Origin of the sequence: Gilliamella sp. wkB292 (genome assembly GCF_001690235.1) — a bacterium.
Taxonomy (GTDB): domain Bacteria; phylum Pseudomonadota; class Gammaproteobacteria; order Enterobacterales; family Orbaceae; genus Gilliamella; species Gilliamella apicola_F.
Window position 1 is genome coordinate 81,626 of the sequence record NZ_LZGO01000055.1, and the last position, 26,460, is coordinate 108,085.

At 37.3% G+C, this 26,460-nt stretch carries 23 protein-coding genes; all 23 read left to right on the top strand.

Translation table 11 applies throughout. The features are described 5' to 3' along the window. Positions 1 to 68 precede the first annotated feature (68 nt). The 23 genes from pgk (at position 69) to plsX (ending at position 26,457) form a co-directional block, all read left to right on the top strand. On the top strand, positions 69 to 1,232 hold the full coding sequence (gene pgk, locus A9G09_RS06810) for a phosphoglycerate kinase (protein ID WP_065634120.1): 1,164 nt from the start codon (positions 69 to 71) through the stop codon (positions 1,230 to 1,232). 78 nt (positions 1,233 to 1,310) lie between these two features. Continuing rightward, entirely contained in the window at positions 1,311 to 2,390 is a 1,080-nt protein-coding gene (fbaA, locus tag A9G09_RS06815) for a class II fructose-bisphosphate aldolase (RefSeq protein ID WP_065634121.1), read from the top strand. A gap of 178 nt (positions 2,391 to 2,568) precedes the next feature. Continuing rightward, complete coding sequence (gene rplK / locus A9G09_RS06820) at positions 2,569 to 2,997, top strand: 50S ribosomal protein L11 (RefSeq protein WP_034884321.1); 429 nt, start codon at positions 2,569 to 2,571, stop codon at positions 2,995 to 2,997. Between the two features lie 3 nt (positions 2,998 to 3,000). After that, positions 3,001 to 3,702: a 50S ribosomal protein L1 gene (gene rplA, locus A9G09_RS06825; RefSeq protein ID WP_065634122.1), complete on the top strand. Its 702-nt coding sequence runs from the start codon at positions 3,001 to 3,003 to the stop codon at positions 3,700 to 3,702. Positions 3,703 to 3,932: 230 nt separating this feature from the next. Next, a complete protein-coding gene (rplJ, locus tag A9G09_RS06830; protein WP_065634123.1) occupies positions 3,933 to 4,430 on the top strand; it encodes a 50S ribosomal protein L10 in 498 nt (165 codons plus the stop codon). Positions 4,431 to 4,489: 59 nt separating this feature from the next. Beyond that, the gene (rplL, locus tag A9G09_RS06835) at positions 4,490 to 4,858 is read left to right on the top strand and encodes a 50S ribosomal protein L7/L12 (protein ID WP_034884317.1); all 369 of its coding nucleotides are present in this window, start codon (positions 4,490 to 4,492) and stop codon (positions 4,856 to 4,858) included. Between the two features lie 250 nt (positions 4,859 to 5,108). Then, entirely contained in the window at positions 5,109 to 9,137 is a 4,029-nt protein-coding gene (rpoB, locus tag A9G09_RS06840) for a DNA-directed RNA polymerase subunit beta (protein WP_065634124.1), read from the top strand. Between the two features lie 91 nt (positions 9,138 to 9,228). Beyond that, complete coding sequence (gene rpoC / locus A9G09_RS06845; protein ID WP_065634125.1) at positions 9,229 to 13,455, top strand: DNA-directed RNA polymerase subunit beta'; 4,227 nt, start codon at positions 9,229 to 9,231, stop codon at positions 13,453 to 13,455. 81 nt (positions 13,456 to 13,536) lie between these two features. Further along, positions 13,537 to 13,848, top strand: a complete 312-nt coding sequence (locus A9G09_RS06850) for an antibiotic biosynthesis monooxygenase (protein ID WP_065634126.1) — start codon at positions 13,537 to 13,539, stop codon at positions 13,846 to 13,848. A 416-nt stretch (positions 13,849 to 14,264) separates the two neighbouring features. Next, a complete protein-coding gene (locus A9G09_RS06855; RefSeq protein WP_065634127.1) occupies positions 14,265 to 14,864 on the top strand; it encodes a LemA family protein in 600 nt (199 codons plus the stop codon). Positions 14,865 to 14,870: 6 nt separating this feature from the next. After that, complete coding sequence (locus A9G09_RS06860; RefSeq protein WP_065634128.1) at positions 14,871 to 15,788, top strand: YgcG family protein; 918 nt, start codon at positions 14,871 to 14,873, stop codon at positions 15,786 to 15,788. Between the two features lie 1,182 nt (positions 15,789 to 16,970). Then, positions 16,971 to 17,309: a hypothetical protein gene (locus tag A9G09_RS06875; protein WP_218056860.1), complete on the top strand. Its 339-nt coding sequence runs from the start codon at positions 16,971 to 16,973 to the stop codon at positions 17,307 to 17,309. A gap of 46 nt (positions 17,310 to 17,355) precedes the next feature. Next, complete coding sequence (locus A9G09_RS06880) at positions 17,356 to 17,724, top strand: SFCGS family glycine-rich protein (protein ID WP_065634131.1); 369 nt, start codon at positions 17,356 to 17,358, stop codon at positions 17,722 to 17,724. Positions 17,725 to 17,738: 14 nt separating this feature from the next. After that, positions 17,739 to 18,035 carry a DUF4312 family protein gene (locus tag A9G09_RS06885; protein WP_065634132.1) on the top strand — a complete coding sequence of 99 codons (297 nt, stop codon included), beginning with the start codon at positions 17,739 to 17,741 and terminating at the stop codon, positions 18,033 to 18,035. Between the two features lie 20 nt (positions 18,036 to 18,055). After that, a complete protein-coding gene (locus A9G09_RS06890; protein WP_065634133.1) occupies positions 18,056 to 18,808 on the top strand; it encodes a DUF4311 domain-containing protein in 753 nt (250 codons plus the stop codon). An 18-nt stretch (positions 18,809 to 18,826) separates the two neighbouring features. After that, positions 18,827 to 19,480, top strand: a complete 654-nt coding sequence (locus A9G09_RS06895) for a DUF4310 family protein (protein ID WP_065634134.1) — start codon at positions 18,827 to 18,829, stop codon at positions 19,478 to 19,480. Positions 19,481 to 19,531: 51 nt separating this feature from the next. Continuing rightward, entirely contained in the window at positions 19,532 to 20,686 is a 1,155-nt protein-coding gene (locus A9G09_RS06900; RefSeq protein WP_065634135.1) for an amidohydrolase/deacetylase family metallohydrolase, read from the top strand. After that, a complete protein-coding gene (locus tag A9G09_RS06905) occupies positions 20,664 to 21,803 on the top strand; it encodes a DgaE family pyridoxal phosphate-dependent ammonia lyase (RefSeq protein ID WP_065634136.1) in 1,140 nt (379 codons plus the stop codon). Before A9G09_RS06900 ends, A9G09_RS06905 begins: the two co-directional genes overlap by 23 nt. Further along, on the top strand, positions 21,803 to 22,543 hold the full coding sequence (locus tag A9G09_RS06910; RefSeq protein ID WP_065634137.1) for a KDGP aldolase family protein: 741 nt from the start codon (positions 21,803 to 21,805) through the stop codon (positions 22,541 to 22,543). The genes A9G09_RS06905 and A9G09_RS06910 overlap by 1 nt, the downstream gene beginning before the upstream one ends. 3 nt (positions 22,544 to 22,546) lie before the next feature. Next, positions 22,547 to 24,466, top strand: a complete 1,920-nt coding sequence (locus tag A9G09_RS06915; RefSeq protein ID WP_065634138.1) for a transcription antiterminator — start codon at positions 22,547 to 22,549, stop codon at positions 24,464 to 24,466. Positions 24,467 to 24,695: 229 nt separating this feature from the next. Then, entirely contained in the window at positions 24,696 to 25,205 is a 510-nt protein-coding gene (yceD, locus tag A9G09_RS06920) for a 23S rRNA accumulation protein YceD (protein ID WP_065634139.1), read from the top strand. Between the two features lie 4 nt (positions 25,206 to 25,209). Then, complete coding sequence (gene rpmF, locus A9G09_RS06925) at positions 25,210 to 25,377, top strand: 50S ribosomal protein L32 (protein ID WP_065557369.1); 168 nt, start codon at positions 25,210 to 25,212, stop codon at positions 25,375 to 25,377. Between the two features lie 33 nt (positions 25,378 to 25,410). Then, positions 25,411 to 26,457, top strand: a complete 1,047-nt coding sequence (plsX, locus tag A9G09_RS06930; RefSeq protein WP_081297506.1) for a phosphate acyltransferase PlsX — start codon at positions 25,411 to 25,413, stop codon at positions 26,455 to 26,457. Positions 26,458 to 26,460 lie beyond the last annotated feature (3 nt).

Below are 26,460 nucleotides of genomic sequence, written 5' to 3' on the forward strand. Positions count from 1 at the left end.
CTAATCTTATTTTTTATGTTAGAATAATGTAAAATTTATTTTATTTATATTTTATAAGAGGATGTCTCATGTCTATTATTAGAATGCAAGATCTTGATCTAAAAGGAAAACGTCTATTTATTCGTTCAGATCTTAATGTGCCAGTGAAAAATGGTAAAGTAACCTCTGATGCACGTATTAAAGCATCATTGCCAACAATTGAAGAGGCAATTAAAAAAGGTGCTAAAGTAATGGTAACCTCGCATATTGGGCGTCCAACCGAGGGAGAATATAATCCGGAATTTTCACTGCAACCTGTTGTTGATTATTTAAAAGAACATGTTTCATTTCCTGTTCGCCTAGTTAAAGATTATCTTAACGGTGTTGACGTTAAAGAAGGTGAACTTGTTGTTCTTGAAAACGTACGTTTTAATGTCGGCGAAGGTAAAGATGATGAAGCTTTATCAAAAAAATATGCTGCGCTTTGTGATATCTATGTCATGGATGCATTTGGTACAGCACATCGTGCTCAAGCGTCTACGCATGGCGTTGGTAAATTTGCGCCAGTTGCATGTGCAGGCCCATTATTAGCAGCTGAACTTGATGCATTAGGTAAAGCACTTGATAATCCAGCTCGTCCAATGGTTGCGATTGTTGCAGGTTCTAAAGTATCAACTAAGTTAACAGTACTTGATTCTTTATCAAAGATCGCTGACCAAATTATCGTTGGTGGTGGTATTGCTAATACTTTCATTGCTGCTGAAGGTTATAATGTTGGTAAATCACTTTACGAAGCAGATTTAATTCCTGAGGCAAAAAAATTAATGGCAAATTGCCATATTCCAGTTCCTACTGATGTTCGCGTAGCAACAGAATTTAGTGAAACTGCAACTGCAACTGAAAAATCAGTAAAAGATGTTAAAGAAAATGAACAAATTCTTGATTTAGGTGATAAATCAGCAGAAGCATTAGCGGACATCATCAAAAAAGCGAAAACTATTTTATGGAATGGTCCTGTTGGTGTGTTTGAATTCCCGAATTTCCGTCGTGGTACTGAAATTGTAGCGAAAGCCATTGCTGATAGTGCAGGTTTTTCTATTGCAGGCGGTGGTGATACATTAGCTGCAATTGATTTATTCGGTATTGAAGATAAAATCTCTTATATCTCAACTGGCGGTGGTGCTTTCCTTGAATTTGTGGAAGGTAAAAAATTACCGGCTGTTGCAATGCTAGAAGCGAGAGCTAAAGCATAGTAAGACATTTAATAAAAAAGGATGAGCCAATCACTCATCCTTTTACTTTTTATATAAATAAATTTAATAGGTAATAAAATGGCTACAAAGATTTCTGATGTTGTTAAACCAGGTGTTGTAACTGGTGATGATGTGCAAAAAGTATTTCAAATTGCACGTGAAAATAATTTTGCATTACCAGCTGTAAACTGTGTTGACACTAATACAATCAATGCGGTTATTGAAACAGCAGCTAAAGTTGGTTCACCTGTTATTGTGCAATTTTCTAATGGCGGTGCACAATTTATTGCGGGTAAAGGTTTAAAACTTGAAGGTCAAGAATGTGCAGTGTTAGGTGCTGTATCTGGTGCTAAACATGTGCATTTAATGGCTGAAAAATATGGTGTGCCAGTGATTGTTCATACCGATCACTGTGCGAAAAAATTACTGCCTTGGGTTGATGGGTTACTTGATGCTGGCGAAACGCATTTTGCTAAAACGGGTAAACCACTATTTTCTTCTCACATGATCGATCTATCAGAAGAAACTTTAAAAGACAATATTGATATTTGTTGCCAATATCTTGCTCGTATGTCAGCAATGAAAATGACATTAGAGTTAGAACTTGGTTGTACTGGTGGTGAAGAAGATGGTGTTGATAATAGCCATATGGATAGTTCAGCACTTTATACTCAACCAGAAGATGTCGCTTATGCTTATGAGCGTCTAAGTGCAATTAGTCCACGTTTTACTATTGCAGCATCATTTGGTAATGTTCATGGTGTGTATAAACCAGGAAATGTTAAGTTAACACCAAAAATTCTTGATAATTCACAAAAATATGTTTCTGAAAAATTCAGTTTACCTGAAAAATCATTGAATTTTGTATTCCATGGTGGTTCAGGCTCTACTCCTGAAGAAATTGCTGAAGCAGTCAGTTACGGTGTTGTTAAAATGAATATCGATACTGATACGCAATGGGCAAACTGGGCTGGTATTTTAGATTATTACAAAGCCAACGAAGCATATTTACAAGGTCAATTAGGCAACCCAGAAGGACCTGATGCACCTAATAAAAAATATTACGATCCACGTGTATGGTTACGTAAAGGACAAGAATCATTAGTTGCACGTTTAGAACTTGCGTTTAAAGAACTCAATGCAATTAATGTACTTTAATTCTCAAATAACATTGTTATTAAATAAAAAGCAGGCGGTAAACATTGCCTGCTTTTATGTGTAATAAATAAATCTTGCATTTATTAATCGATTGTAGGATAATTCTGCCCTCATTTAACTTAGGGGAGCTGTCTATTTATTAATAGAGGCGTTTGCACCCGAGAAAAGGAAACTAAAAATGGCAAAAAAAGTACAAGCTTACATCAAGTTGCAAGTTGCAGCTGGTGCAGCAAATCCTAGTCCACCAGTTGGTCCAGCACTTGGTCAACACGGTGTTAATATTATGGAATTCTGTAAAGCTTTCAACGCTAAAACAGAAAGCATGGAAAAAGGTTTACCTATTCCTGTTGTTATTACAGTCTATTCTGATCGTTCATTTACTTTTGTTACTAAAACTCCACCTGCGGCAGTATTATTAAAGAAAGCTGCTAAAATCAAGTCTGGTTCTGGCGAACCTAACAAGAAAAAAGTAGGTAAAGTAACAAGTGCGCAAATTCGCGAAATCGCTGAATTAAAAGCTGCAGATATGAATGGTGCTACCATTGAAACGATGATGCGTTCTATTGAAGGAACTGCACGTTCAATGGGCTTGGAAGTGGAGGGTTAATTCATGGCTAAACTATCTAAAAAAGCTAAACTTATCCGCGAAAAAGTGAATGCGACTAAACAATATGATATCAACGAAGCAATTGCTTTATTAAAAGAACTAGCAACTGCTAAATTTACAGAAAGCGTTGATGTTGCAGTTAATTTAGGTATTGATTCACGTAAATCAGACCAAAACGTACGTGGTGCAATTGTACTTCCACACGGAACTGGCCGTAGTATTCGTGTTGCAGTCTTTACTCAAGGTGCAAACGCTGATGCCGCTAAAGAAGCGGGTGCTGAATTAGTGGGTATGGACGATCTAGCTGATCAAATCAAAAAAGGCGAAATGAATTTTGACGTCGTTATCGCATCACCAGACGCGATGCGTGTTGTTGGTCAATTAGGTCAAATTTTAGGGCCTCGTGGTTTAATGCCAAACCCTAAAGTGGGTACTGTAACGCCTAACGTTGCTGAAGCAGTGAAAAATGCTAAAGCTGGTCAAATCCGTTACCGTAATGATAAAAATGGTATTATCCATACCACTATCGGTAAAGCTGACTTTGATGCAGATAAACTTAAAGAAAATTTAGAAGCATTACTTGTTGCGTTAAAACGAGCAAAACCTGCATCTGCTAAAGGTGTATTTGTGAAGAAAGTTAGCCTATCTACTACAATGGGCGCAGGTGTTGCTATCGATCAAGCGACATTGAATGCAACAGTTTAATTATTTCGATAATTAAACAAAAAATCGGTTGGTGTCTGGCCTTAACCAGACCCCGTCCAAGACCGTAGGTGTAATTGATATTTAATTACTTAATCTTCCTACGTAGACGGTGACAGAACCTGATAAGATATAATAGAGGGATTCTGCTCATCGTGGTTGTGCTAGCTACATGTGTAGTTAGTTAAAATAAGTCTAGGCTTTGCCTAGTATATAATCCAGGAGCAATACCAATGGCACTAAATCTTCAAAATAAACAAGAAATTGTTGCTGAAGTTAATGAAATCGCCAAAGGTGCGCTATCTGCAGTTGTTGCTGATTCTCGTGGCGTAACTGTAGAAAAAATGACTGCATTACGTAAATCTGCTCGTGAAGCGGGTGTTTATATGCGTGTTGTTCGTAACACCCTATTACGCCGCGTTGTTGAGGGAACTCAATACGAGTGCTTAAAAGATGCGTTTGTTGGTCCAACTCTTATTGCATTTTCAAATGAGCACCCAGGTGCTGCTGCGCGTATTTTTAAAGCGTTTGCAAAAGAAAATGAAAAATTTGAGATTAAAGCCGCAGCCTTTGAAGGTGAGTTGATTACTGCAGCGAACATTGATCGCTTAGCAACATTACCTACTTATGAAGAAGCATTAGCTCGCTTGATGTCAACCATGAAAGAAGCCGCAGCTGGCAAATTGGTTCGTACTCTTGCAGCAGTTCGCGATCAAAAACAAGCTGCTTAATTGGCAGTGTGATTGTGAATATTATTAATTAAAAAATTGTAAATTTGGGAAACTATATTATGTCTATCACTAAAGAACAAATTTTAGATGCAGTTGCTGAAATGTCTGTAATGGACGTTGTTGAACTTGTATCAATGATGGAAGAAAAATTTGGCGTTTCTGCAGCGGCAGCTGTAGCAGTTGCAGCAGCTGGTCCAGCTGAAGCAGCAGAAGAAAAAACTGAATTTGATGTAATCTTAAAAGATGTTGGCGCTAACAAAGTAGCTGTTATCAAAGCGGTTCGTGGTGCAACAGGTTTAGGCTTAAAAGAAGCGAAAGATCTTGTTGAATCAGCTCCAGCAACAGTTAAAGAAGGCGTTAGCAAAGCTGATGCAGATGAACTTAAAAAGGCACTTGAAGAATCTGGTGCAGTTGTCGAACTTAAATAAGTTTATCAATTGTAAGCTAAGTGGCTGGGGGTTTTTACCTCCAGCCTTTTTGCGCTGTAAAAAGTCAAAGAATTTTATTTGAAGACTATCAATAAAAAGTAATAAAGAAATAGTATATTTATTAAGCCTAATCAATTGATATTTATAGATATTTTCGATGAGGTGTCAGGCGTTCTTATTTGATAGATAGTAATACCCCTGATGAATATTTAATCATGCTAAAATAGCAGATAAGCAAGTTGAGGAACTAATGGTTTACTCTTATACCGAGAAAAAACGAATTCGTAAGAATTTTGGTAAACGTCCACAAGTCTTGGATATACCGTATCTTCTTTCTATTCAACTTGATTCGTTCCAGAAATTTATTGAGCAAGATCCAGAAGGTCAGTATGGCTTAGAAGCCGCTTTTCGTTCAATATTTCCGATAAAAAGTTATAGTGGTAACGCTGAGTTACAATACGTGAGCTTTAAAATGGGCGAACCTGTGTTTGATGTTAAAGAATGTCAAATTAGAGGGATCACTTACTCAGCACCGTTGCGCGTTAAATTACGTTTAGTTATTTATGATAAAGATGCGCCAGAAGGAACAGTTAAAGATATTAAAGAGCAAGACGTCTATATGGGCGAAATTCCTTTAATGACGGATAATGGTACATTTGTGATTAACGGCACTGAACGTGTTATCGTTTCACAATTACATCGTAGTCCGGGTGTGTTCTTTGATAGTGATAAAGGTAAAACACACTCTTCTGGTAAAGTTTTATATAATGCGCGGATTATTCCTTATCGTGGCTCTTGGCTTGATTTCGAATTTGATCCAAAAGACAATCTTTTTGCTCGTATTGACCGTCGTCGTAAACTTCCAGCGACAATTATTTTACGAGCGCTTGGTTATGAAACCGAAGAAATTTTAGATATCTTCTTTGAAAAAACTATTTTTGAAGTTGGCAAATCAAAATTAAAAATGGATCTAGTTCCTGAGCGTTTACGTGGTGAAACAGCCCTGTTTGATATTGAATCAAAAGGTAAAGTTTATGCTGAAAAAGGTCGTCGTATAACCGCACGCCACATTCGTGAACTAGAAAAAGATAAAGTAACTAAGATTGATGTACCAGTTGAATATATCGTTAATAAAGTATTAGCAAAAAATTATGTTAATGAAGAGACTGGTGAAGTTATTGCTTTTGCTAACACGCCAATTTCGTTGGAACTATTGCTTGAATTAACCAATGCTGGCCATAAAAAAATTGAAACATTATTTACCAATGATTTAGATCATGGTGCATTCATTTCTGAAACATTAAATGTTGATTCAACTCGTGACCGTTTAGGTGCATTAGTTGAAATTTATCGTATGATGCGCCCTGGTGAGCCACCAACAAAAGAAGCAGCCGAAGCACTATTTGATAATCTATTCTTCTCTGACGAACGTTATGACTTATCCGCCGTTGGACGCATGAAGTTCAATCGTTCTTTAGGACGAGATGATATCGAAGGCGAAAGTGTGTTAACCAAAGGCGATATCGTTGATGTTATGAAGAAACTTATCGCTATCCGTAATGGTCACGGCGAAGTGGATGATATCGACCATTTAGGTAATCGTCGTATTCGTAGTGTTGGTGAAATGGCAGAAAACCAATTCCGTATTGGTTTAGTGCGTGTTGAGCGAGCCGTAAAAGAGCGTTTATCGCTAGGCGATCTTGATTCATTAATGCCACAAGATATGATTAATGCTAAACCAATTTCAGCAGCAATTCGCGAGTTCTTTGGTTCTAGCCAATTATCTCAGTTTATGGATCAAAACAATCCATTATCTGAAATTACGCATAAACGTCGTATTTCAGCATTAGGCCCTGGTGGTTTAACGCGTGAACGTGCTGGCTTTGAGGTGCGTGACGTACATCCAACTCACTATGGTCGTGTTTGTCCGATTGAAACACCTGAAGGTCCAAACATTGGTTTGATTAACTCATTGGCGGTGTATGCTCGTACTAATGAGTATGGATTCTTAGAAACGCCATATCGCCGAGTGATTGACGGTGTTGTAACTGATGAGATTAACTATTTATCAGCAATCGATGAAAGTGAATTTGTTATTGCACAGGCAAACTCAAATTTAGATGATGATGGTCGTTTTAAAGAAGATTTAGTGACTTGTCGTTTAAATGGTGAATCTGGTTTATACAGCCCTGAACAAGTTCATTATATGGACGTTTCGACACAACAAATCGTTTCTGTTGGTGCGTCATTAATTCCATTCTTGGAACATGACGATGCGAACCGTGCTTTGATGGGTGCAAACATGCAACGTCAAGCAGTACCGACATTAAAAGCGGAAAAACCATTTGTTGGTACAGGTATGGAACGTGCAGTTGCGGTTGACTCAGGTGTAACGGCTGTTGCTCGTCGTGGTGGTACTGTTCAATATGTTGATGCATCACGTATCGTAATCAATGTCAATGCTGACGAAATGTATGCTGGTGAAACAGGGATTGATATTTATAACTTAACGAAATATACCCGTTCTAACCAAAATACTTGTATTAACCAAATTCCATGCGTGGAGTTAGGTGAAAAAGTTGAGCGTGGCGATGTGCTTGCAGACGGTCCATCAACCGATTTAGGCGAGTTAGCACTTGGTCAAAATATGCGCGTGGCATTTATGCCATGGAATGGTTATAACTTTGAGGATTCTATTTTAGTTTCTGAAAAAGTGGTACAAGATGACCGTTTCACCTCGATTCATATTCAAGAGTTATCTTGTGTCTCGCGTGACACTAAATTAGGTGCTGAAGAGATTACTGCTGATATTCCAAATGTGGGTGAAGCAGCGCTTTCTAAGCTTGATGAATCTGGTATTGTTTATATCGGCGCTGAAGTAAAAGGTGGTGATATTCTGGTTGGTAAAGTAACGCCTAAAGGCGAAACACAATTAACACCAGAAGAGAAATTACTACGTGCTATTTTCGGTGAGAAAGCGTCAGATGTTAAAGATACGTCTTTACGTGTGCCAAATGGTGTTTCAGGTACAGTTATTGATGTTCAAGTCTTTACTCGTGATGGTGTACAAAAAGATAAACGTGCACTTGAAATCGAAGAGATGCAACTTAAACAAGCACGAAAAGATTTGACTGAAGAACTTAAAATCTTAGAAGCAGCATTGTTTGCACGTATTCGTGATGTGTTAATTTCAGGTGGTATCAAAGCAGATAAATTAGATGCTCTGCCACGTGAAAAATGGCTAACTATTGGTATTGCTAATGAAGATAAGCAAGCACAATTAGAGCAACTTGCCGAGCAGCACGAAGAAATCAAAGTTGAGTTTAACAAAAAACTTGAAGCTAAACGCATGAAGATTACGCAAGGTGATGATTTACAACCTGGCGTACTCAAAATTGTTAAAGTTTATTTAGCGGTTAAACGTCAAATTCAACCTGGTGATAAGATGGCGGGTCGTCATGGTAACAAAGGGGTTATCTCAAAAATCAACCCAATTGAAGATATGCCATATGATGACAAAGGTCGTCCAGTTGACATCGTGTTGAATCCACTAGGGGTTCCATCACGTATGAACATCGGACAAATTCTCGAAACTCACTTAGGTATGGCGGCAAAAGGTATTGGTCAGAAGATCGATGCAATGCTAAAAGAACAACAAGAGTTAGCCAAATTACGTGAATTTATCCAAAAAGCGTATGACCTTGGTTTAGGTGCTGCACAAAAAGTTAATGTTGCAGAATTTACCGATCAAGAAGTGATGACTTTAGCGCAAAATTTACGTAATGGTATGCCACTTGCTACACCAGTATTTGACGGTGCAAAAGAGCAAGAGATTAAATCTTTGCTTGAACTGGGTGATTTACCAACCTCTGGTCAAATTACTTTGTATGATGGTCGTACCGGTGAACAATTTGAACGTCCAGTAACGGTTGGTTACATGTACATGCTGAAACTAAATCACTTAGTTGACGACAAAATGCATGCGCGTTCTACTGGTTCATACAGTCTGGTTACTCAACAACCATTGGGTGGTAAAGCTCAATTTGGTGGTCAACGTTTCGGTGAGATGGAAGTATGGGCACTTGAAGCTTATGGTGCTGCTTATACCTTACAAGAAATGTTAACGGTTAAATCAGATGACGTAAACGGTCGTACTAAGATGTATAAAAATATTGTAGATGGCGATCATCGTATGGAACCTGCGATCCCAGAATCATTTAATGTATTGTTAAAAGAGATACGTTCGCTAGGTATTAATATCGAGTTAGATGAAGAGTAATCTTAACTAACTAAAAATGATTTCTATTTATAGGGATAACTTATTAGCGATAATAAGTTATCTAATTGGTTTAACTCCATAGGAGCCAATTGTGAAAGACTTACTAAAGTTTCTAAAAGCACAAACAAAAACAGAAGATTTTGATGCTATCAAGATAGGCCTTGCTTCTCCTGATATGATTCGTTCATGGTCTTTTGGTGAAGTTAAAAAACCTGAAACAATTAACTATCGTACGTTCAAACCTGAACGTGATGGATTATTTTGTGCGCGTATTTTTGGACCCGTTAAAGATTATGAATGTTTATGTGGAAAATATAAACGTTTAAAACATCGTGGTGTAATTTGTGAAAAATGTGGTGTTGAAGTCACACAAGCTAAAGTGCGTCGTGAGCGTATGGGGCATATTGAACTTGCATCACCAACTGCACATATCTGGTTCTTAAAATCATTACCATCACGTATTGGTCTATTATTAGATATGCCACTTCGTGACATTGAACGTGTGCTTTATTTTGAATCATTTATGGTTCTTGACGGCGGAATGACAAACTTAGAACGTGGTCAAATCTTAACTGAAGAACAATATTTAGATGCGTTAGAAGAGTTTGGCGATGAATTTGATGCTCGTATGGGCGCTGAAGCTATTCAAGAATTATTACGTAATATTGATGTGCAAGCGGAATGTGAAGCACTACGTGATGAACTAGAAACGACGAATTCAGAAACTAAACGTAAAAAATTAACTAAACGAATCAAGATCATTGAAGCATTCATTCAATCAGAAAATAAACCAGAATGGATGATCTTAAATGTATTACCTGTGTTGCCACCCGATTTACGTCCATTAGTGCCACTAGATGGCGGACGTTTTGCAACATCAGATTTAAACGATCTATATCGTCGAGTGATCAACCGTAATAACCGTTTAAAACGTTTATTAGACTTAGCTGCACCGGATATTATTGTACGTAACGAAAAACGTATGTTACAAGAATCTGTTGACGCATTACTTGATAATGGTCGCCGTGGTCGTGCAATTACCGGTTCAAACAAACGTCCATTAAAATCACTTGCCGATATGATCAAAGGTAAGCAAGGTCGTTTCCGTCAAAACCTATTAGGTAAACGTGTTGACTATTCAGGTCGTTCTGTAATTACTGTAGGTCCATACTTACGATTACATCAATGTGGTTTACCGAAAAAAATGGCACTTGAGCTATTCAAACCATTTATTTACGGTAAATTAGAGCGTCGTGGCTATGCTACAACCATCAAAGCTGCGAAGAAAATGGTTGAGCGTGAAGATGCAATTGTTTGGGATATCTTAGATGAAGTTATTCGTGAGCATCCGGTACTACTAAACCGTGCACCGACACTACATAGATTAGGTATTCAGGCATTTGAACCTATTCTAATTGAAGGTAAAGCGATTCAATTACACCCATTAGTTTGTGCGGCATTCAATGCTGACTTCGATGGTGACCAAATGGCGGTTCACGTACCATTAACGTTAGAAGCGCAATTAGAAGCGCGTGCGTTGATGATGTCAACCAACAATATCCTTTCACCTGCGAGCGGTGAGCCTATTATTGTTCCTTCTCAGGACGTGGTATTAGGTCTTTACTACATGACTCGTGACAAAGTCAATGCGAAAGGTGAAGGCATGATTTTAACTGGTCCTAAAGAAGCAGAAAAACTGTATCGTTTAGGTCTTGTTGAGTTACATGCGAAAGTTAAGGTTCGTATTACTGAAAGTCAACGTAACAGTGTTGGTGAGTGGGAAGAAACAACCTCTGTGGTAGATACTACAGTTGGTCGTGCTATTTTATGGTTAATTATGCCAAAAGGTATGAGCTTCTCTGTGATTAACCAACCACTAGGTAAAAAAGCGATCTCTCGTATCTTGAATATCTGTTATCGTCAATTAGGTATGAAAGAAACCGTCATTTTAGCTGACCAAATAATGTACACTGGATTTGCTTATGCTGCTCGTTCAGGTGTATCAGTTGGTATTGATGATATGGAAATTCCAGCGAAAAAATCGCAAATCATCAATGAAGCTGAAATTGAAGTTGCTGAAATTCAAGAACAGTTCCAATCAGGTTTAGTTACCGCTGGTGAACGTTATAATAAAGTTATCGATATTTGGGCAGCAGCCAATGAACGTGTTGCAAAAGCGATGATGGATAACTTATCAACTGAAAAAGTGACTAACCGTGAAGGCAAAGAAGAAGTACAATCTTCTTTTAACAGCATTTATATGATGGCCGACTCAGGTGCTCGTGGTTCTGCAGCTCAGATTCGTCAGTTAGCAGGTATGCGTGGTTTGATGGCAAAACCGGATGGTTCTATCATCGAAACTCCAATTACGGCAAACTTCCGTGAAGGGTTGAACGTTCTTCAGTACTTTATCTCGACCCATGGTGCGCGTAAAGGTCTTGCCGATACCGCGTTAAAAACAGCGAACTCAGGTTACTTAACTCGTCGTTTAGTTGATGTGGCACAAGATCTCGTTGTTATTGAAGATGACTGTGGCACCTTAGAAGGCGTAGTAATGACACCAGTTATCGAGGGTGGAGATGTTAAAGAGCCACTTCGTGAACGTGTATTAGGTCGTGTAACGGCTGAAGATGTATTAAAACCAGGTAGTGCGGATATCTTAATTCCACGTAACACATTACTTGATGAAAGCTACTGTGATTTACTCGAAGCTGAATCTGTTGATAGTGTGAAAGTTCGTTCTGTGGTTTCGTGTGATACTGATTTTGGTGTTTGTGCGAAGTGTTATGGTCGTGATCTTGCCCGTGGTCACTTGGTTAACAAAGGTGAAGCAATCGGTGTTATCGCAGCTCAATCAATCGGTGAGCCAGGTACACAGTTAACCATGCGTACGTTCCATATCGGTGGTGCGGCATCACGAGCGGCAGCAGAATCGAGTGTTCAAGTTAAAAACAAAGGTAGCATTAAATTAACCAATGCTAAATTTGTAACTAACCCAGATAAGAAACTAGTTATTACATCACGTAATGCTGAGTTAACCATTATTGATGAATTGGGTCGAATGAAAGAAACTTACAAAGTTCCTTATGGTTCGATTTTAACAAAAGGTAATGGTGCAGCGGTTGATGCTGGTGAAACAGTTGCTAACTGGGATCCACATACAATGCCAGTTATCTCTGAAGCGAAAGGCTTTGTCAAATTTGTAGATATGGTTGATGGTCAAACTATTACTCGTCAAACTGACGAATTGACTGGTTTATCATCAATTGCAATTTTAGATGTGGCTGAACGTACTGGGGTAGGTAAAGATTTACGTCCGGCAATTAAGATTGTGGATGCAAAAGGTAATGATATTTATGTTGCTGGCACTGAAATGCTTGCGCAATACTTCTTACCTGGTAAAGCATTAGTCCAATTAGAAGATGGTGCTGAAATCAATGTGGGTGATACCCTTGCACGTATTCCACAAGCCTCTGTAGGGACTAAAGATATTACCGGTGGTTTACCACGCGTTGCTGACTTGTTTGAAGCGCGTAAACCGAAAGAGCCAGCAATTCTTGCTGAAATCGATGGTATTATCTCGTTTGGTAAAGAGACCAAAGGTAAACGACGCTTAATTATCACGCCACTAGATGGCAGTGAACCATACGAAGAGATGATTCCAAAATGGCGTCAACTTAACGTATTTGAAGGTGAACAAGTTGGACGTGGTGATGTGATTTCAGATGGTCCGGAATCAGCACATGATATTTTACGTTTACGTGGTGTTAATGCGGTAACTCGTTACATTGTTAACGAAGTTCAAGAAGTTTATCGCCTACAAGGTGTAAAAATCAATGACAAACACATCGAAGTTATTGTTCGTCAGATGTTACGTAAAGCAACGGTTATTCATCCGGGTGGTTCTCGTCTACTTGACGGTGAACAACTTGAAGTGTCACGCTTGAAGATTATCAACCGTGAACTTGAAGCACAAGGTAAAGAACCAATTGTTTACTTGCACGATTTACTTGGTATTACTAAAGCATCATTAACGACTGAATCGTTTATTTCTGCGGCTTCGTTCCAAGAAACAACTCGCGTATTAACCGAAGCAGCTGTTGCTGGTAAAAATGATGAGTTACGAGGCTTGAAAGAAAACGTTATCGTTGGTCGATTAATTCCGGCTGGTACGGGTTATGCTTACCATAAAGAGCGTTTACGTAAACGTGCAATGCCATCAACTGATGACATTCAAACAACTGTTTCTGCTGAAGAAGCAACAGCAAACTTAGCTGAATTACTTAACTCTGCAGCGGAAGAAAACAACAATCAATAATTTGTTGATTTAATTTTTAAAATAGCACGTGTAAACGTGCTATTTTTTTATCGGACATAAGTAAATTAAAAGGAGATATTTATGTATATAGTAATGAATCGTTTTAAAATTAAACGTGGTAGCGAAGATACTTTTATTGATATATGGCGAAATCGTGATAGCCATTTGAAAGAGATGAAGGGATTTAATCGTTTTTATTTCTTACAAGGAAAAACAGAAGAAAACTATACACTATTTTCATCTTTTGCAGAGTGGGAAACTAAAGCGGATTTTGAAGCTTGGGTAAACTCTGAACACTTCAAACATACTCACCGAAATACCAATAATCGGCCAAATAATAGTGATATCTATTTTGCACCAGCAGAGCTTGAATGTTTTGAAGTGATTTTATAGCCAGTAATCTGATTATAATTATCGTTAAAAATTAAAAGATTGTTATACTTATAATAAATAGCTTTGTGAGCAACCATTAATAAAGCAATGAAGTGTTTTGCATAAATTCCTTCGATTACACTTCGCAAGTTTACTAAAACTCGATATAATATTTAACAGTTAATTTAAACCATGTGGTATGCAACTGAAATATAGTGAATTATAACAATCAGTTAGCGACATAAATTTTTGTCTTTATCTTTAATAATCTCATCTTTATCGATTAAGTTGTCCATTGTTGTTTTTACGCCATCTGCGTTTGTGCATTATGGTTATTTAAAGCAGTAACTGAATGTCATAATAATGTATTTTTATCGTTGCTTAATTACTTAGTATTCACATTTAACCAAAGTTAAGTACTTTATAAGAGGTTTATAATGAAATCAAAATCTTTATTAGTTATTCTTGTACTCATTATTATTGGTGGATTTATCTTTTTTAAAGATTATAACAGTATTCAAACTCAAGATGAGGCGGTTGCAGCTTCTTGGTCAGAAGTTATTAACCAATATAAAAGACGAGCTGATTTAGTGCCTAATTTGGTTAATACGGTAAAAGGTTATGCAACTCACGAAAAAGAAGTATTAACACAAGTAACTGATGCGCGAGCTAAAGTTGGATCAGTTCAAATTAATGCTGATCAATTAACGGATCCCGCTTTATTCTCTAAATTCCAACAAGCACAATCCGATTTAAGTTCAGCATTAAGTAGGCTTATTGCAGTAAGTGAGAATTATCCCGATCTTAAAGCTAATACCCTTTACCAAGATTTGATGAGCCAGCTTGAAGGTACAGAAAATCGTATTACAGTAGCAAGAGGGCGCTACATTGAAACGGTTAAAAATTTCAACAGTTATATCCGTACGCTACCAACTAAATGGGTTGCAGATATTTTAGGCCAGCAACCTAAGCAACAATTTACCGTCGATAATGAAAAACAGATCTCTGATGCACCTGCTGTCAATTTTGGCCAGTAAATATAAATGAAAAGGTTATTTGTATTCAGCGTGTTATTGATGATCAGTTGGCTCAGTTATGGGCTAACTGAGATCCCCGTTTTTAGCCAACGTGTTATTGATATCACGCATACCCTGACATCGTCACAAATCGATGAGCTAGAATCAAGTTTAATTGCATTTGAAAAACCACGTACTGATGGTGCACAAATTGCGGTATTGATGATAGCTAAGCTTGATAATGAAACAATTGAGCAATATGCCGACAGAGTTTTTATTAACTGGAAAATTGGTAAAAAAGGTCGAGATAACGGCATATTATTACTGATCGTCAAAGATGATAAACGCATGCGTATCGAAGTCGGCTATGGACTTGAAGGTACTATTACCGACTTGGTTGCTAGTCACATTATTCGTGACCAACTTGCACCACAGTTTAAACAACATAACTATTATCAAGGCATATATGATGCTTTAACCGTATTAAGTCAAAAAATCGATAATTCAGATACTACAACCGATGATGACCCACAACAGAATCTGAACTCATTGTTAGCAAGTGACTTTGGCGCAACTGTTTTTAATTATGGGTTAGTCTCATTTTTTTTCTGCTTTGTCATTGCTAACTTCATCTTATCTAATTCAGGCAAAATCAGTGCGAAACGAAGTTTAAGTACAGGATTACTCAATGGACTCTCCGTTAGCGGATTTACATTATGGCATGGCTATCCACTATCTATTGCTTTACCACTATTATTTTTAGCTTTTGTGGCAAGTACCATTTTAAGTGGTATTTTAATGGCTAAAGGAAGTGGAGGGGGGATTAACCGACGCGGTGGAGGCGGAGGTTTTGGTGGTAATAGTGGTGGTTTTGGCGGCTCTGGCGGATTCGGTGGTGGAGGCGGCGGACGCAGTGGCGGTGGTGGTGCTTCTGGTAGTTGGTAAAGATTTTGGAATCCGATACTAAAACATATCAATTTCCTTAAACTTCTTGATAACGTTTTTTGATTTTTGTTCTTTAGGTTTTCGGCCGTTAGTAGTTTGGTTATTTTTTCTTTTCGGTGAAAACGTCCGAGTAAAGCGGGGATGGTATGAGCCCCACTTTATAAACTACTCGTATCATCCATGATGCTCGCCTCTTTGAGGTCATCATCTGTTCAAATTTTATCCATAAAAATTTGTCCCCCACACCCGTACAAATGCTGGTCACTGTGTGACTATCCTCACTTCGCAAATTGTCACTTAACGAACCGCGAGTATCGTTCATCCATGTACATCCTCGCCTCATTCGGCGTCTTGCCGAATGTTCTATGCCAATTCCCTCACTCGGCAGCATTTAAACGGGAAACTGATATCTTGATTAGGTTTTGTTTTAAATCAATAAAACATTTAATTTATTGCCAATAAATTTCAATTAAAAACATATTTTTATCTCCAAAAAACACATTTTTTAACCAAGATAAAAGATGTTTTGTAAAAAATATTTAGAAGTGTATCCAATTTTATTTATCAAGGGCTGTGAAAGTGACTGTTATTGCGCAATTACAAAGTACCGATAACTGAGTAAGGTTAGCACGCCAAACAGGGATGTTTGGGAAGGCGCTGTTTTGTCAGGAACAAATCAGCGACGGTGCGTAAAACCGCACGAAGGCGGAGGGAAGTTGCAGACCGTTTTGTTATTACACTGCGAGGGGGTGTTGGGGGATTTAGCACAAAATCCTCCTACTCGGGCGTTTGCACTGAAAAGAAAAAATCACCAAACTACTAACGGCAGAAATCCTAAAGAATAAAAAACATTATCAAAAAGTTTAAGGAAATTGATACGTTTCAGTATGGAATCCTATCCTGAATTTAAGCAAAACCACTAAAATCCGAAAACTTTGTGTATAAAATCCCAAAAACAAAAAATCTTCACTTCCCTCCCTATGTACCATTTTTATGATCAAACTCACAAAATTAACAATTAGTTTAGTTTGGTTCAACTTAATTTTTCCCTCCATAAACACAGATGATGCCATTTATTGTGATAAATGATAATTAATTTCCTGTTGTTGACGGAAAAAGTCTCTATCCACGTTAATTGTGGTTTCATTTACGCTTAAATCATGCTTAAAAAAGAAGAGAATAATGTTTGTTATGTCAGCAATAAAGTTCCGCATGATCGAAGATAATCTTGAACCAGAATTAGTTACACCACAAATTATTAAAATTATAAATGGGTGGTTGATTGAACAGCAGATTACGCAAAATGATGTGCAAAAGGCTATGTTACTTTCACACGTTAAAGCTATGGTACAACGAGCCAAAACACTTGAAAAATTGCCAGAAGTTGATCCGAGCTTATTTGATGAACTTTCACAGGAATCATTAGCGCTAGCTCGTAGAACAGTAAAATTATTTGATAATTTGCCAATGGAAGAGGCCTATTTGTTAGCGGTGCATTATGAGGTGGCTAAGGCGAATTAAAAAGATTACTAGACAATTAAAAACAATAATTAATAGGAGAAATATTATGACTGAAGTAGTCATTGTTATTGGCGATAGAATGGGAAAAGGGCAAAAGATTGCCGAAGGGATTAACTCTGTAGAAGGTTGCAGGGCAATTGTTATTCCTGGTATGGCTGCTGATATGAAATTAGGTGATGTCATGAATAACGAGCATGCTGATTTGGGCTTATCGTTTTGTGGCAGCGGCGGTGCTGGTGCGATTACTGCACAAAATAAATATGGCTATTCACAACGCCATGGTATGCGATCAATAGAAGAAGGTGAGACTGCGATTAATGATGGTTGTAAAGTTCTTGGTTTTGGTTTTATGGATACACAAGAGCTTGGCAAGCGTATCGCACAAGCATTTTTGAAAAAATATCCACGTCCATAAGTGCGAAGATAAAAATGAAAAAAACACAACAGTTGTATGTCAGGGTAAATGGTAAAGGTGAATCTAAACAACGGGCATTTGCAATAGCATTAAGTCAGGTTCAAAAAGAGGTGTTTAACCATATTGGCAATATTGTATTACGTATTGAACCACAAGATATTCAAGTTGTATCAGCAAAACAAATGATAACCACTGAGCGCTTTTTGTTTGTTTTTCTGCCAAGGAAAAGAACCCTTTACGACGTCACTCTTGATGTCTCTGTTAATGTAAGTTTTGTTGATCTTGCGGATATTGAATTTAAATCTGAATAACATAACGTATAAGGGAAATGATGGAAATTCTAATTATTGCATTAAAGTCTATTATTATTGGTGGACTTTGTGGTTTTGGCGTTGGTGCGGGGGCGGCTCGAATGTTTCATGCGCCAACCTATCAAGGCATGGGGGCTTTTCGAACACTTGGCGAACTTAATTCTTGTGAAGGTGATCCTGCGGCACATTTCTCATTTGGTCTGGGTTTCTTTTTTAATGCATGGGCATCATCAGTGGCTGCGGGCTCTTTTACCCAAGATGTCGATCACCGAATTATCCCCAACTGGGGAGCATCGTTATTGATGATAAAAAATCGTAATCTTGCCGAAACGCTACATGATCCTAAAAAAATGGCATTAGCTTGTGCATTTATCGGCGTCATAGTGGTGTTATTTTTAAATACCACCACTTCTGTTATTCCTGATTCATTAAAAATTACAGCGACGAAAGTATTAGTCCCTGCGGCAAATCTGCTTGTGGCAACAGTAATGCCAGTGATCTTTTGGTTGGCAGCGTTAGATGCTGGTCGTCGTAGTGGTTTTTGGGGGACATTGTTTGGTGGACTTGCGCAATTGATTATGGGTAATGCTGTACCGGGCTTAGTTTTAGGTATCCTAATTGGTAAAGGTGTTGATGACAGTGGCTGGAATCGTGTTATGAAGATTATGTTAGTCGCGGTCATTGTTCTATTTGTAATGAGTGGCTATTTTCGCGGTTTTGATATGAAGATGATAAATTCATTTCGAGATGGTCTGTCTTATTGGTTTAAATAATATAGGGAATAACACATTATGAATACTCAAACAACCATTAATAAAAGTTTTTGGTATGCCGATTGGTCATTCCCGATTATTTGTGGACTTTTATCAGCAGGTATTTTTGCTGGAACGCATACTTTTTATGTATATGGTATAGGTGCATTTAATGAGATTGCGTTTGTTGCAATGCTCAAATCAGGAATGACAACTGGTGATTATGGTGCAGTTGCAGCATTTGGCGCTAGTTTTTTGTTTGCTCGCGTTATCGAAGGTTCATTAGTTGGCATATTAGACATTGGTGGCGCTTTACAAACAGGTATTGGATTAGGTGTACCGGCATTATTGCTAGCGGGCGGTTATACCTTTCCTGTTGAAAACTTTTTAGCTGCATTAGCGACTGGATTAGTTTTAGGTGCATTGATTGGCGCAATTATTATTCTTATCCGAAAATTTACTGTTAATAGTGGCAGTGGATCGACTTTTGGTGCTGATGTGATGATGGGCGCCGGTAATGCATCGGGACGATTCTTAGGGCCAATGATTATTTTATCAGCTATGGTAGCTTCAATTCCTATTGGTATAGGTTCTTTACTGGGTGCATTACTCTTTTATGTATGGAAAAAACCAATCACTGGTGGTGCAATTTTAGGTGCGATGATTTTTGGTGGAATATTTCCTATTGTCTAATGTTAACTCTCCGCTGTAGTTAGTTAAATTACAGCGGATTTGGAACAACTTATGTATGATTTAATTATAAAAAACGCCATATTAATTGATGACTCGATAACCGACATTGCTATTTATCAAGGAAAAATTGTCAAAATAGACAGTGTCATTTCAGATCCAACTATTCGCATTTTAGACCTAAAACAGAAATATTATGTCAGTGCCGGATGGATCGACTCTCATACTCATTGCTTTGCGCGTTCACCCATCTATCATGATGAGCCTGATTTAATTGGGGTTAAAGCTGGCGTAACTTCTGTTGTGGATGCAGGTAGTGTTGGCGCACTTGATGTTGATGCGTTCTATCAACTAGCTCAGCAAGCGCAGACTCATGTTTATTCATTTTTGAATATCTCAAAGATTGGTTTAATTAGACAAAATGAACTTGCCGATATGCAAGATATTGATGTCGCGTTATTTGACAAAACTTTAGCTAAATATCCACATTTTATTATTGGAATAAAAGTTAGGATGAGCCGGAGTGTGGTGGGTGAAAATGGTATTTTACCATTAATCAAAGCGAAAGAGATGCAGAGAAAAACCGGTTTACCTCTGATGATTCATGTCGGGAATAATCCGCCAGAGCTGGATGAAATTGCCGATTTATTAACTAAAGGCGATATTATTACTCACTGTTTTAATGGTAAGCCAAATCAAATATTTGATAAACAGAACAATTTGCGAGATTCAATCAAACGAGCTATTGAACGTGGCGTCATTTTAGATATTGGTCATGGTGGAGAAAGCTTTAGCTTTGCTGTCGCCGAGCGTGCCAAGTGCTTGGATATTTATCCTAATACAATTAGTTCCGACATTTATTCCAAAAATCGCTTACAAGGCCCCGTATTTAGTTTAGCAAATGTAATGACCAAGTTTATTTGTCTTGGTTATAGCCGAAAAAGAATTCTTGATAGTGTTACTCAAAATGCGGCACAAGTTTTGCGTCTTAAAAATAAAGGCAAGTTAACTGTTGGTTATGATGCTGATTTGACTGTTTTTGATATTAAACAACAAGCTATTGAGTTAGCTGATTCAGACGGTGAAGTCAGACAAAGTCATGAACAATTCGTGCCTCTAGCATCGATTGTTGCTGATACGACAAAACATTCGTTATACATAGAAATAACAGAAGAAGGTAGTAAAAATGCGCTCAGAATCTCAAACTGAAAAAGACGTTTATAGTCAATATCATTTAAAAAAGGTCATTAACGCATCAGGGCGTATGACTATATTAGGTGTTTCAACACCAAGACCTGAAGTAGTGGATACGGTATCGCAGGGATTAAGCGAATATTTTGAAATCAAAGATTTAGTTGATAAAACAGGGCAATATATTGCCAAATTACTCAATGTCGAAAGTGCGGTTGTGGTTTCATGTGCTTCAGCAGGTATAGCACAAGCTGTTGCAGGGTTTATTATTAAGGATGATCACGATCTATTATTTAATCTCCATTCGTCTGATAAATATGTACCCCGTGAAATTATTGTTCCTAAAGGACATAACGTCAATTTTGGGGCGCCAATTGGTACAATGGTGTCTTTAGGTGGCGGCATTGTAGTAGAGGCAGGTTACGCTAATGAATGTAAGCCAGAACATATCGAATCATTAATTAATGCCGATACAGCAGCCATTTTATATGTTAAATCTCATCATTGTGTACAAAAAAGTATGTTAACGGTTGCGCAAACTGCTTTAATTGCCAAAAAACATAATATACCTCTGATTGTTGATGCTGCCGCAGAAGAGGATTTGCAAGCCTATTATCAACAAGGTGCCGATTTAGTTATTTATAGTGGTGCAAAAGCAATTGAAGGGCCGACTAGTGGTTTAGTGATAGGCCGTCATCAAGCGATTGAATGGTTAAAACTGCAATCTCAAGGAATTGGACGCCCAATGAAAGTGGGGAAAGAGGGTATTTTAGGTTTAACTAAAGCCATTGAACTTTATGTTAACGATCCTAAGCAAGAAACTGGTCAGCAAATGGTGAGTAAAATGGCCCCATTTATTGATAATCTTAATGCTTTACCTGGCGTATTAGCCAAAGTTGTTTGGGATAGTGCAGGGCGAGATATTGCTCGAACAGAAATCGCATTTGATGCCACTGTAATAGGTAAAAGCGCTATCGAAATAGTTGAATTAATGAAGCAAGGTGAAATTGCTGTTTATTTTCGCGAATATAAAGCTAACGAAGGTAAAGTTGATGTTGATGTACGTAGTGTAACTTCTGCTCAACTTGACATTATTTATAATAAAATTAAACGTATTATACTAGGAGTAAAATGATGCAACTGACACCTAATTATTATAATGATCGTGTCTGTTTAAATGTTCTGGCTAATTCAATTGATAATGCTAAAGCCGTTTATGAAGCAGCACAAACTCATGTTGTAGTCGGTATTTTATCGAAAAACTATTGTGATAATCAATCAGCAATAACCGATATGAAAAAATATGCGCAAGCAATTGATAATGCAATTTCAGTTGGTTTAGGCGCTGGCGATCCAAATCAGTCAACTATGGTATCTGAAATATCAGCAGTTCTTCAACCGCAACATGTCAATCAAGTATTTACTGGTGTAGGGACTAGCCGTGCATTGTTAGGTCAAAAAGAGACTGTGATTAATGGCTTAGTATCACCAACGGGTAGAATTGGATTGGTCAATATTGCTACTGGCCCGTTAAGTAGTAAAACTACCAAGGGTGAGGTACCGATTGAAACAGCAATTGCGTTACTCAAAGATATGGGCGGAAGTTCAATCAAATTTTTTCCAATGGGTGGATTAAAACATCGAGCCGAATTTGAATATGTGGCAAAGTGTTGTGCTGAACAAGATTTTTATCTCGAGCCCACAGGGGGAATCGATTTAGACAACTATGAAGTCATTTTGAAGATAGCTTTAGATGCTGGTGTGAAAAGGATTATCCCACATATTTATAGTTCTATTATTAATCAAGCGACAGGAGAAACGCGCACTGCTGATGTTGAAAAACTTTTGGCAATTACACAAAAATTGGTAGGATAAATAATGTCATCTAAAGTGCTGTTTTCTTATCAGCGATTAGCGTATTTATTTGATACCATAAAAAACGAAACGCTGCCTCAACAGGAACTCGCTAACCGTTTTTCGGTATCTACTCGTACTATTCGTACTGACATTTCAGCACTTAATGATATTTTACGTCATTATGGCGCGCAAATTGATTATACTAAAAATATTGGTTATCAACTGCTAATATCTGATGCTAAACGTTATGCAGCTTTAACTAATTCGCATTCAATAGAAAATATTCCAAGAACAAGCAAAGAAAGGATAGTTGCATTAATAATCGCTTTTCTCACACAATCTAATTCTGTCAAATTAGATGATATTGCTGATAAATGGTTTTTAAGTCGTAGTACGTTGCAAAATGATGTGATTGAAGTTAAACAATATTTAGATAAGTATAATTTGCAATTAGAAAACCGTCCCTATTATGGTATGCGTTTAATTGGTGAAGAGTCTTCCATTCGAGCATGTTTAACCGATATTTTATGGCAACGATATATGGCGGAAGATACTTTAACAATTGGTAGACTTCAAAAACATATATTAAATGATATTGAGTTGGATTATTTAGCAAAGGTATTGCAAGATCAAATTGAGCGTTTTGAATTAAAATTAAACGCTGAAGGACAAAGCTATTTACTTTATAGTTGTGCTGTTTCAATTAGCCGAATTACGCAAGGTTATGAGTTAATTGATTATCAAATAGATCAGATTAATAGTACTGTTATTGGCGCAGCTCAAGAGATTTCTGAAGAGTTTTCTTATTTTTTAGGTAGTGTACTTTCTCAAGCTGAGTTGAATTATTTATGCGTTCAAATCATGTCTCGCACCATTATTGATTCGCCAAATCAAGCAAAAAGTTTAGCACTTGTAAAACATATTTTATCTTATATTAATCATACTTATCACTATAATTTATTGGAGGATGAAAAATTATTCGAAGATATGTCAATTCATGTTTCATCGATGCTATCGCGCGTGAAATATCAAATTCGTACAACAAATCCTTTATTGCAAGAAATAAAACAATATTATCCGTTTGCTTATGATATTACCTTATCAGCACTAGCAAATACTGAAAAATATACCGAATCAAAAATGACAGAAGATGAGATCAGTTACTTGGCTGTGCACATTGGTGTCGCATTAGAACGTAACTATAGTGCAGGTCATGAAAGGTATGCTCAAATACTGCTAGTGAGCGATCTTGGTAATGCAACTTTACGTATGATTGAATCGAAGATTAAGCGAGATTTTCCACATATTCAAATTAGTCGTATACTTTCCTATCGAGAATATGAGCAGTTAACAAATATTGAGGAAGATTTTATTGTCTCAACCGTACGCTTGACTGAAAAAGATAAGCAGATTGTTAAAATAGCGCCATTTCCAACTACCTATCAACTCGAGCAATTAGGACGATTGGCTATGATAGATAGAACAATGCCCCATTTGATCGAGCGTTTTTTCGATAAAAATTTTTTTCTTATCATGGATAAACCAATAACACAATCAGAGCTTTTTAAAGTGGTTTGTCATCGTTTAGAAAAGCATGGATATGTCGATGCATCTTTTTATCATTCTGTCATTGAACGCGAAGCGATTGTTTCGACATTATTAGGTGAAAATATTGCTATTCCACACTCAGTAGGTTTGTTAGCCAAAAAGACGGTTGTGACAACCATATTAGCGCCACAAGGAATCATATGGGATAAAAATGAAGTTGCACACGTCATTTTTTTATTAGCAATTAGTAAGGATGAATATGAAGATGCGATGCGAATTTATAATTTGTTTGTCAATTTAGTGAAGGAGCGTTCAACCAAACGTTTATTAAATAGCAAAACCTTTGAAGATTTCCAAGCTATAGTCAAAGATAGCTTTGGGCGATTGTCTTAAACTTTCATGGGTATTTTTAATAGTCAAAATTGTATTTTTTATATTAAACCTTTCACGAAATTGGAATAAATATATTTGATAAAATATTAGAGGAATAATCAATAACTAATACAAATAATATTACTTGCGCCCATTGACGAAATGGTCATTTAAAGGTAAGATGCGCGCCTTACGGCATTGTGTAGTTTTTAACTACACAAAATAATTTTCAAGGTAGCAAGCTTATCTTATGCAAAATAAATTGCCATTAACAATTGACCCTGTCAAAGCGGCACAAAAACGACTTGATTATGTTGGATACTATCCAGCGCAAAGTGCAACAAGGGTTGAAAGTCTGAAAAGCGATATTGAGTGTAGTTTGTCTTTTTATTACGATGAACAGAAACTTTGTGTTATCGCAATTGATGCAAAAGTAACGTTGGAGCTTATTTGTCAACGTTGTTTTAAACCTTTTATCACTGAAGTTCATGTGATGAATAAATTTAGTCCTGTTAAGAGCGATGCTCAGGCAGAGGCGTTACCGGAACATTATGAACCCGTTTTTATGAACGAGTTTGGCGAGGTAGATATATTAGCGTTACTTGAGGACGAAATTATTCTCTCGTTACCAATTGCGCCGGTGCATGATAGTAAACACTGCGAAGTGTCAGAGGCAGATATGGTATTTGGTGAAATTCCTGTTGAGAATGAAAAGCCGAATCCATTTGCAATTTTAGTTAGTTTAAAGAATAAGGGGTAAATCCATGGCTGTTCAACAGAATCGTAAAACTCGTGCAAAACGTGGTATGCGTCGTTCTCATGATGCATTAACTGCTGCTAATATCTCAGTTGATGAATCAGGCAAAACACATTTACGTCATCACGTAACCGCTGATGGTTATTATCGTGGTCGTAAAGTGATTTCTAAATAATTATTTAGTCATTAGAAATCTTCAGGTGACATTTTGGATAATCTAACCATTGCGTTAGATGCTATGAGCGGGGACTTTGGTCCTCGTGTGATTGTTCCTGCTGCAATACAAGCACTAAATTGTTATCCAAATCTCTCTATTTTTCTGGTGGGTGATCCAACAGAAATTAATCTTTTTTTATCTAAAGAAAATGCAAAGTTTGTTAAGCAATATCAACAAGACCATCGACTCACGTTGATCGAATCAACATCTGTGATTGCTAATGATATGAAACCAGCTTATGCCATTCGGCATAGCCATGGCTCATCAATGAGAATAGCACTAGAATTGGTTAAAAATAACCAAGCTCAAGCTTGCGTTAGCGCTGGTAATACTGGTGCATTGATGGGACTGTCTAAGCTATTATTACATGCACTAGTTGGTATTGATCGTCCTGCATTAGTTGCCATCATTCCAGCATTAAATAATCAAAATACAGTAGTATTAGATTTAGGTGCTAATGCTCAGTGTGATAGTGATATGTTAGTGCAATTTGCCATAATGGGGCAGATCTTAGCCAAAACAGTGCTCAAAATTGATCATCCTAGAGTTGCTTTACTTAATATTGGTGAAGAAGATACAAAAGGTTTGGATAAAATACGCGCTGCAGCAGCGATTTTAAAATCGAATGATAATATTAATTATATCGGCTATTTAGAAGGTAACGAGCTTTTAACTGGTAAAACCGATGTACTAGTCTGTGATGGCTTTGTGGGTAATGTGACATTAAAAACAGTAGAAGGTTTACTTAAAATTTTCATGTCTTCATTTAAGTTATCTATTGGTCATAATTCATTATTAATGAAACTATTAAGTAAGTGGTTACAAAGAAAGGTTTCTAAAAATTTTGGTTATTTAGATCCCGGACGATATAATGGCGCATGTTTGCTTGGGCTTCAAAGCATTGTGATTAAAAGTCATGGTAGTGCTAATCAAAAATCATTCTTTGCAGCAATAGAACAAGCTATTTTGGCTATCCAAACCAATATACCTGAGAAGATTGCAAGCAGCCTTTCTTCCGTACTACCTAAGAGCGAATAATTA

Bases quoted from the DNA above. Each gene is read 5' to 3' on its own strand.
- pgk (WP_065634120.1), top strand. From the start codon at position 69: ATGTCTATTATTAGAATGCAAGATCTTGATCTAAAAGGAAAACGTCTA.
- fbaA (WP_065634121.1), top strand. From the start codon at position 1,311: ATGGCTACAAAGATTTCTGATGTTGTTAAACCAGGTGTTGTAACTGGT.
- rplK (WP_034884321.1), top strand. From the start codon at position 2,569: ATGGCAAAAAAAGTACAAGCTTACATCAAGTTGCAAGTTGCAGCTGGT.
- rplA (WP_065634122.1), top strand. From the start codon at position 3,001: ATGGCTAAACTATCTAAAAAAGCTAAACTTATCCGCGAAAAAGTGAAT.
- rplJ (WP_065634123.1), top strand. From the start codon at position 3,933: ATGGCACTAAATCTTCAAAATAAACAAGAAATTGTTGCTGAAGTTAAT.
- rplL (WP_034884317.1), top strand. From the start codon at position 4,490: ATGTCTATCACTAAAGAACAAATTTTAGATGCAGTTGCTGAAATGTCT.
- rpoB (WP_065634124.1), top strand. From the start codon at position 5,109: ATGGTTTACTCTTATACCGAGAAAAAACGAATTCGTAAGAATTTTGGT.
- A9G09_RS06850 (WP_065634126.1), top strand. From the start codon at position 13,537: ATGTATATAGTAATGAATCGTTTTAAAATTAAACGTGGTAGCGAAGAT.
- A9G09_RS06855 (WP_065634127.1), top strand. From the start codon at position 14,265: ATGAAATCAAAATCTTTATTAGTTATTCTTGTACTCATTATTATTGGT.
- A9G09_RS06860 (WP_065634128.1), top strand. From the start codon at position 14,871: ATGAAAAGGTTATTTGTATTCAGCGTGTTATTGATGATCAGTTGGCTC.
- A9G09_RS06875 (WP_218056860.1), top strand. From the start codon at position 16,971: ATGTTTGTTATGTCAGCAATAAAGTTCCGCATGATCGAAGATAATCTT.
- A9G09_RS06880 (WP_065634131.1), top strand. From the start codon at position 17,356: ATGACTGAAGTAGTCATTGTTATTGGCGATAGAATGGGAAAAGGGCAA.
- A9G09_RS06885 (WP_065634132.1), top strand. From the start codon at position 17,739: ATGAAAAAAACACAACAGTTGTATGTCAGGGTAAATGGTAAAGGTGAA.
- A9G09_RS06890 (WP_065634133.1), top strand. From the start codon at position 18,056: ATGGAAATTCTAATTATTGCATTAAAGTCTATTATTATTGGTGGACTT.
- A9G09_RS06895 (WP_065634134.1), top strand. From the start codon at position 18,827: ATGAATACTCAAACAACCATTAATAAAAGTTTTTGGTATGCCGATTGG.
- A9G09_RS06900 (WP_065634135.1), top strand. From the start codon at position 19,532: ATGTATGATTTAATTATAAAAAACGCCATATTAATTGATGACTCGATA.
- A9G09_RS06905 (WP_065634136.1), top strand. From the start codon at position 20,664: ATGCGCTCAGAATCTCAAACTGAAAAAGACGTTTATAGTCAATATCAT.
- A9G09_RS06910 (WP_065634137.1), top strand. From the start codon at position 21,803: ATGCAACTGACACCTAATTATTATAATGATCGTGTCTGTTTAAATGTT.
- A9G09_RS06915 (WP_065634138.1), top strand. From the start codon at position 22,547: ATGTCATCTAAAGTGCTGTTTTCTTATCAGCGATTAGCGTATTTATTT.
- yceD (WP_065634139.1), top strand. From the start codon at position 24,696: ATGCAAAATAAATTGCCATTAACAATTGACCCTGTCAAAGCGGCACAA.
- rpmF (WP_065557369.1), top strand. From the start codon at position 25,210: ATGGCTGTTCAACAGAATCGTAAAACTCGTGCAAAACGTGGTATGCGT.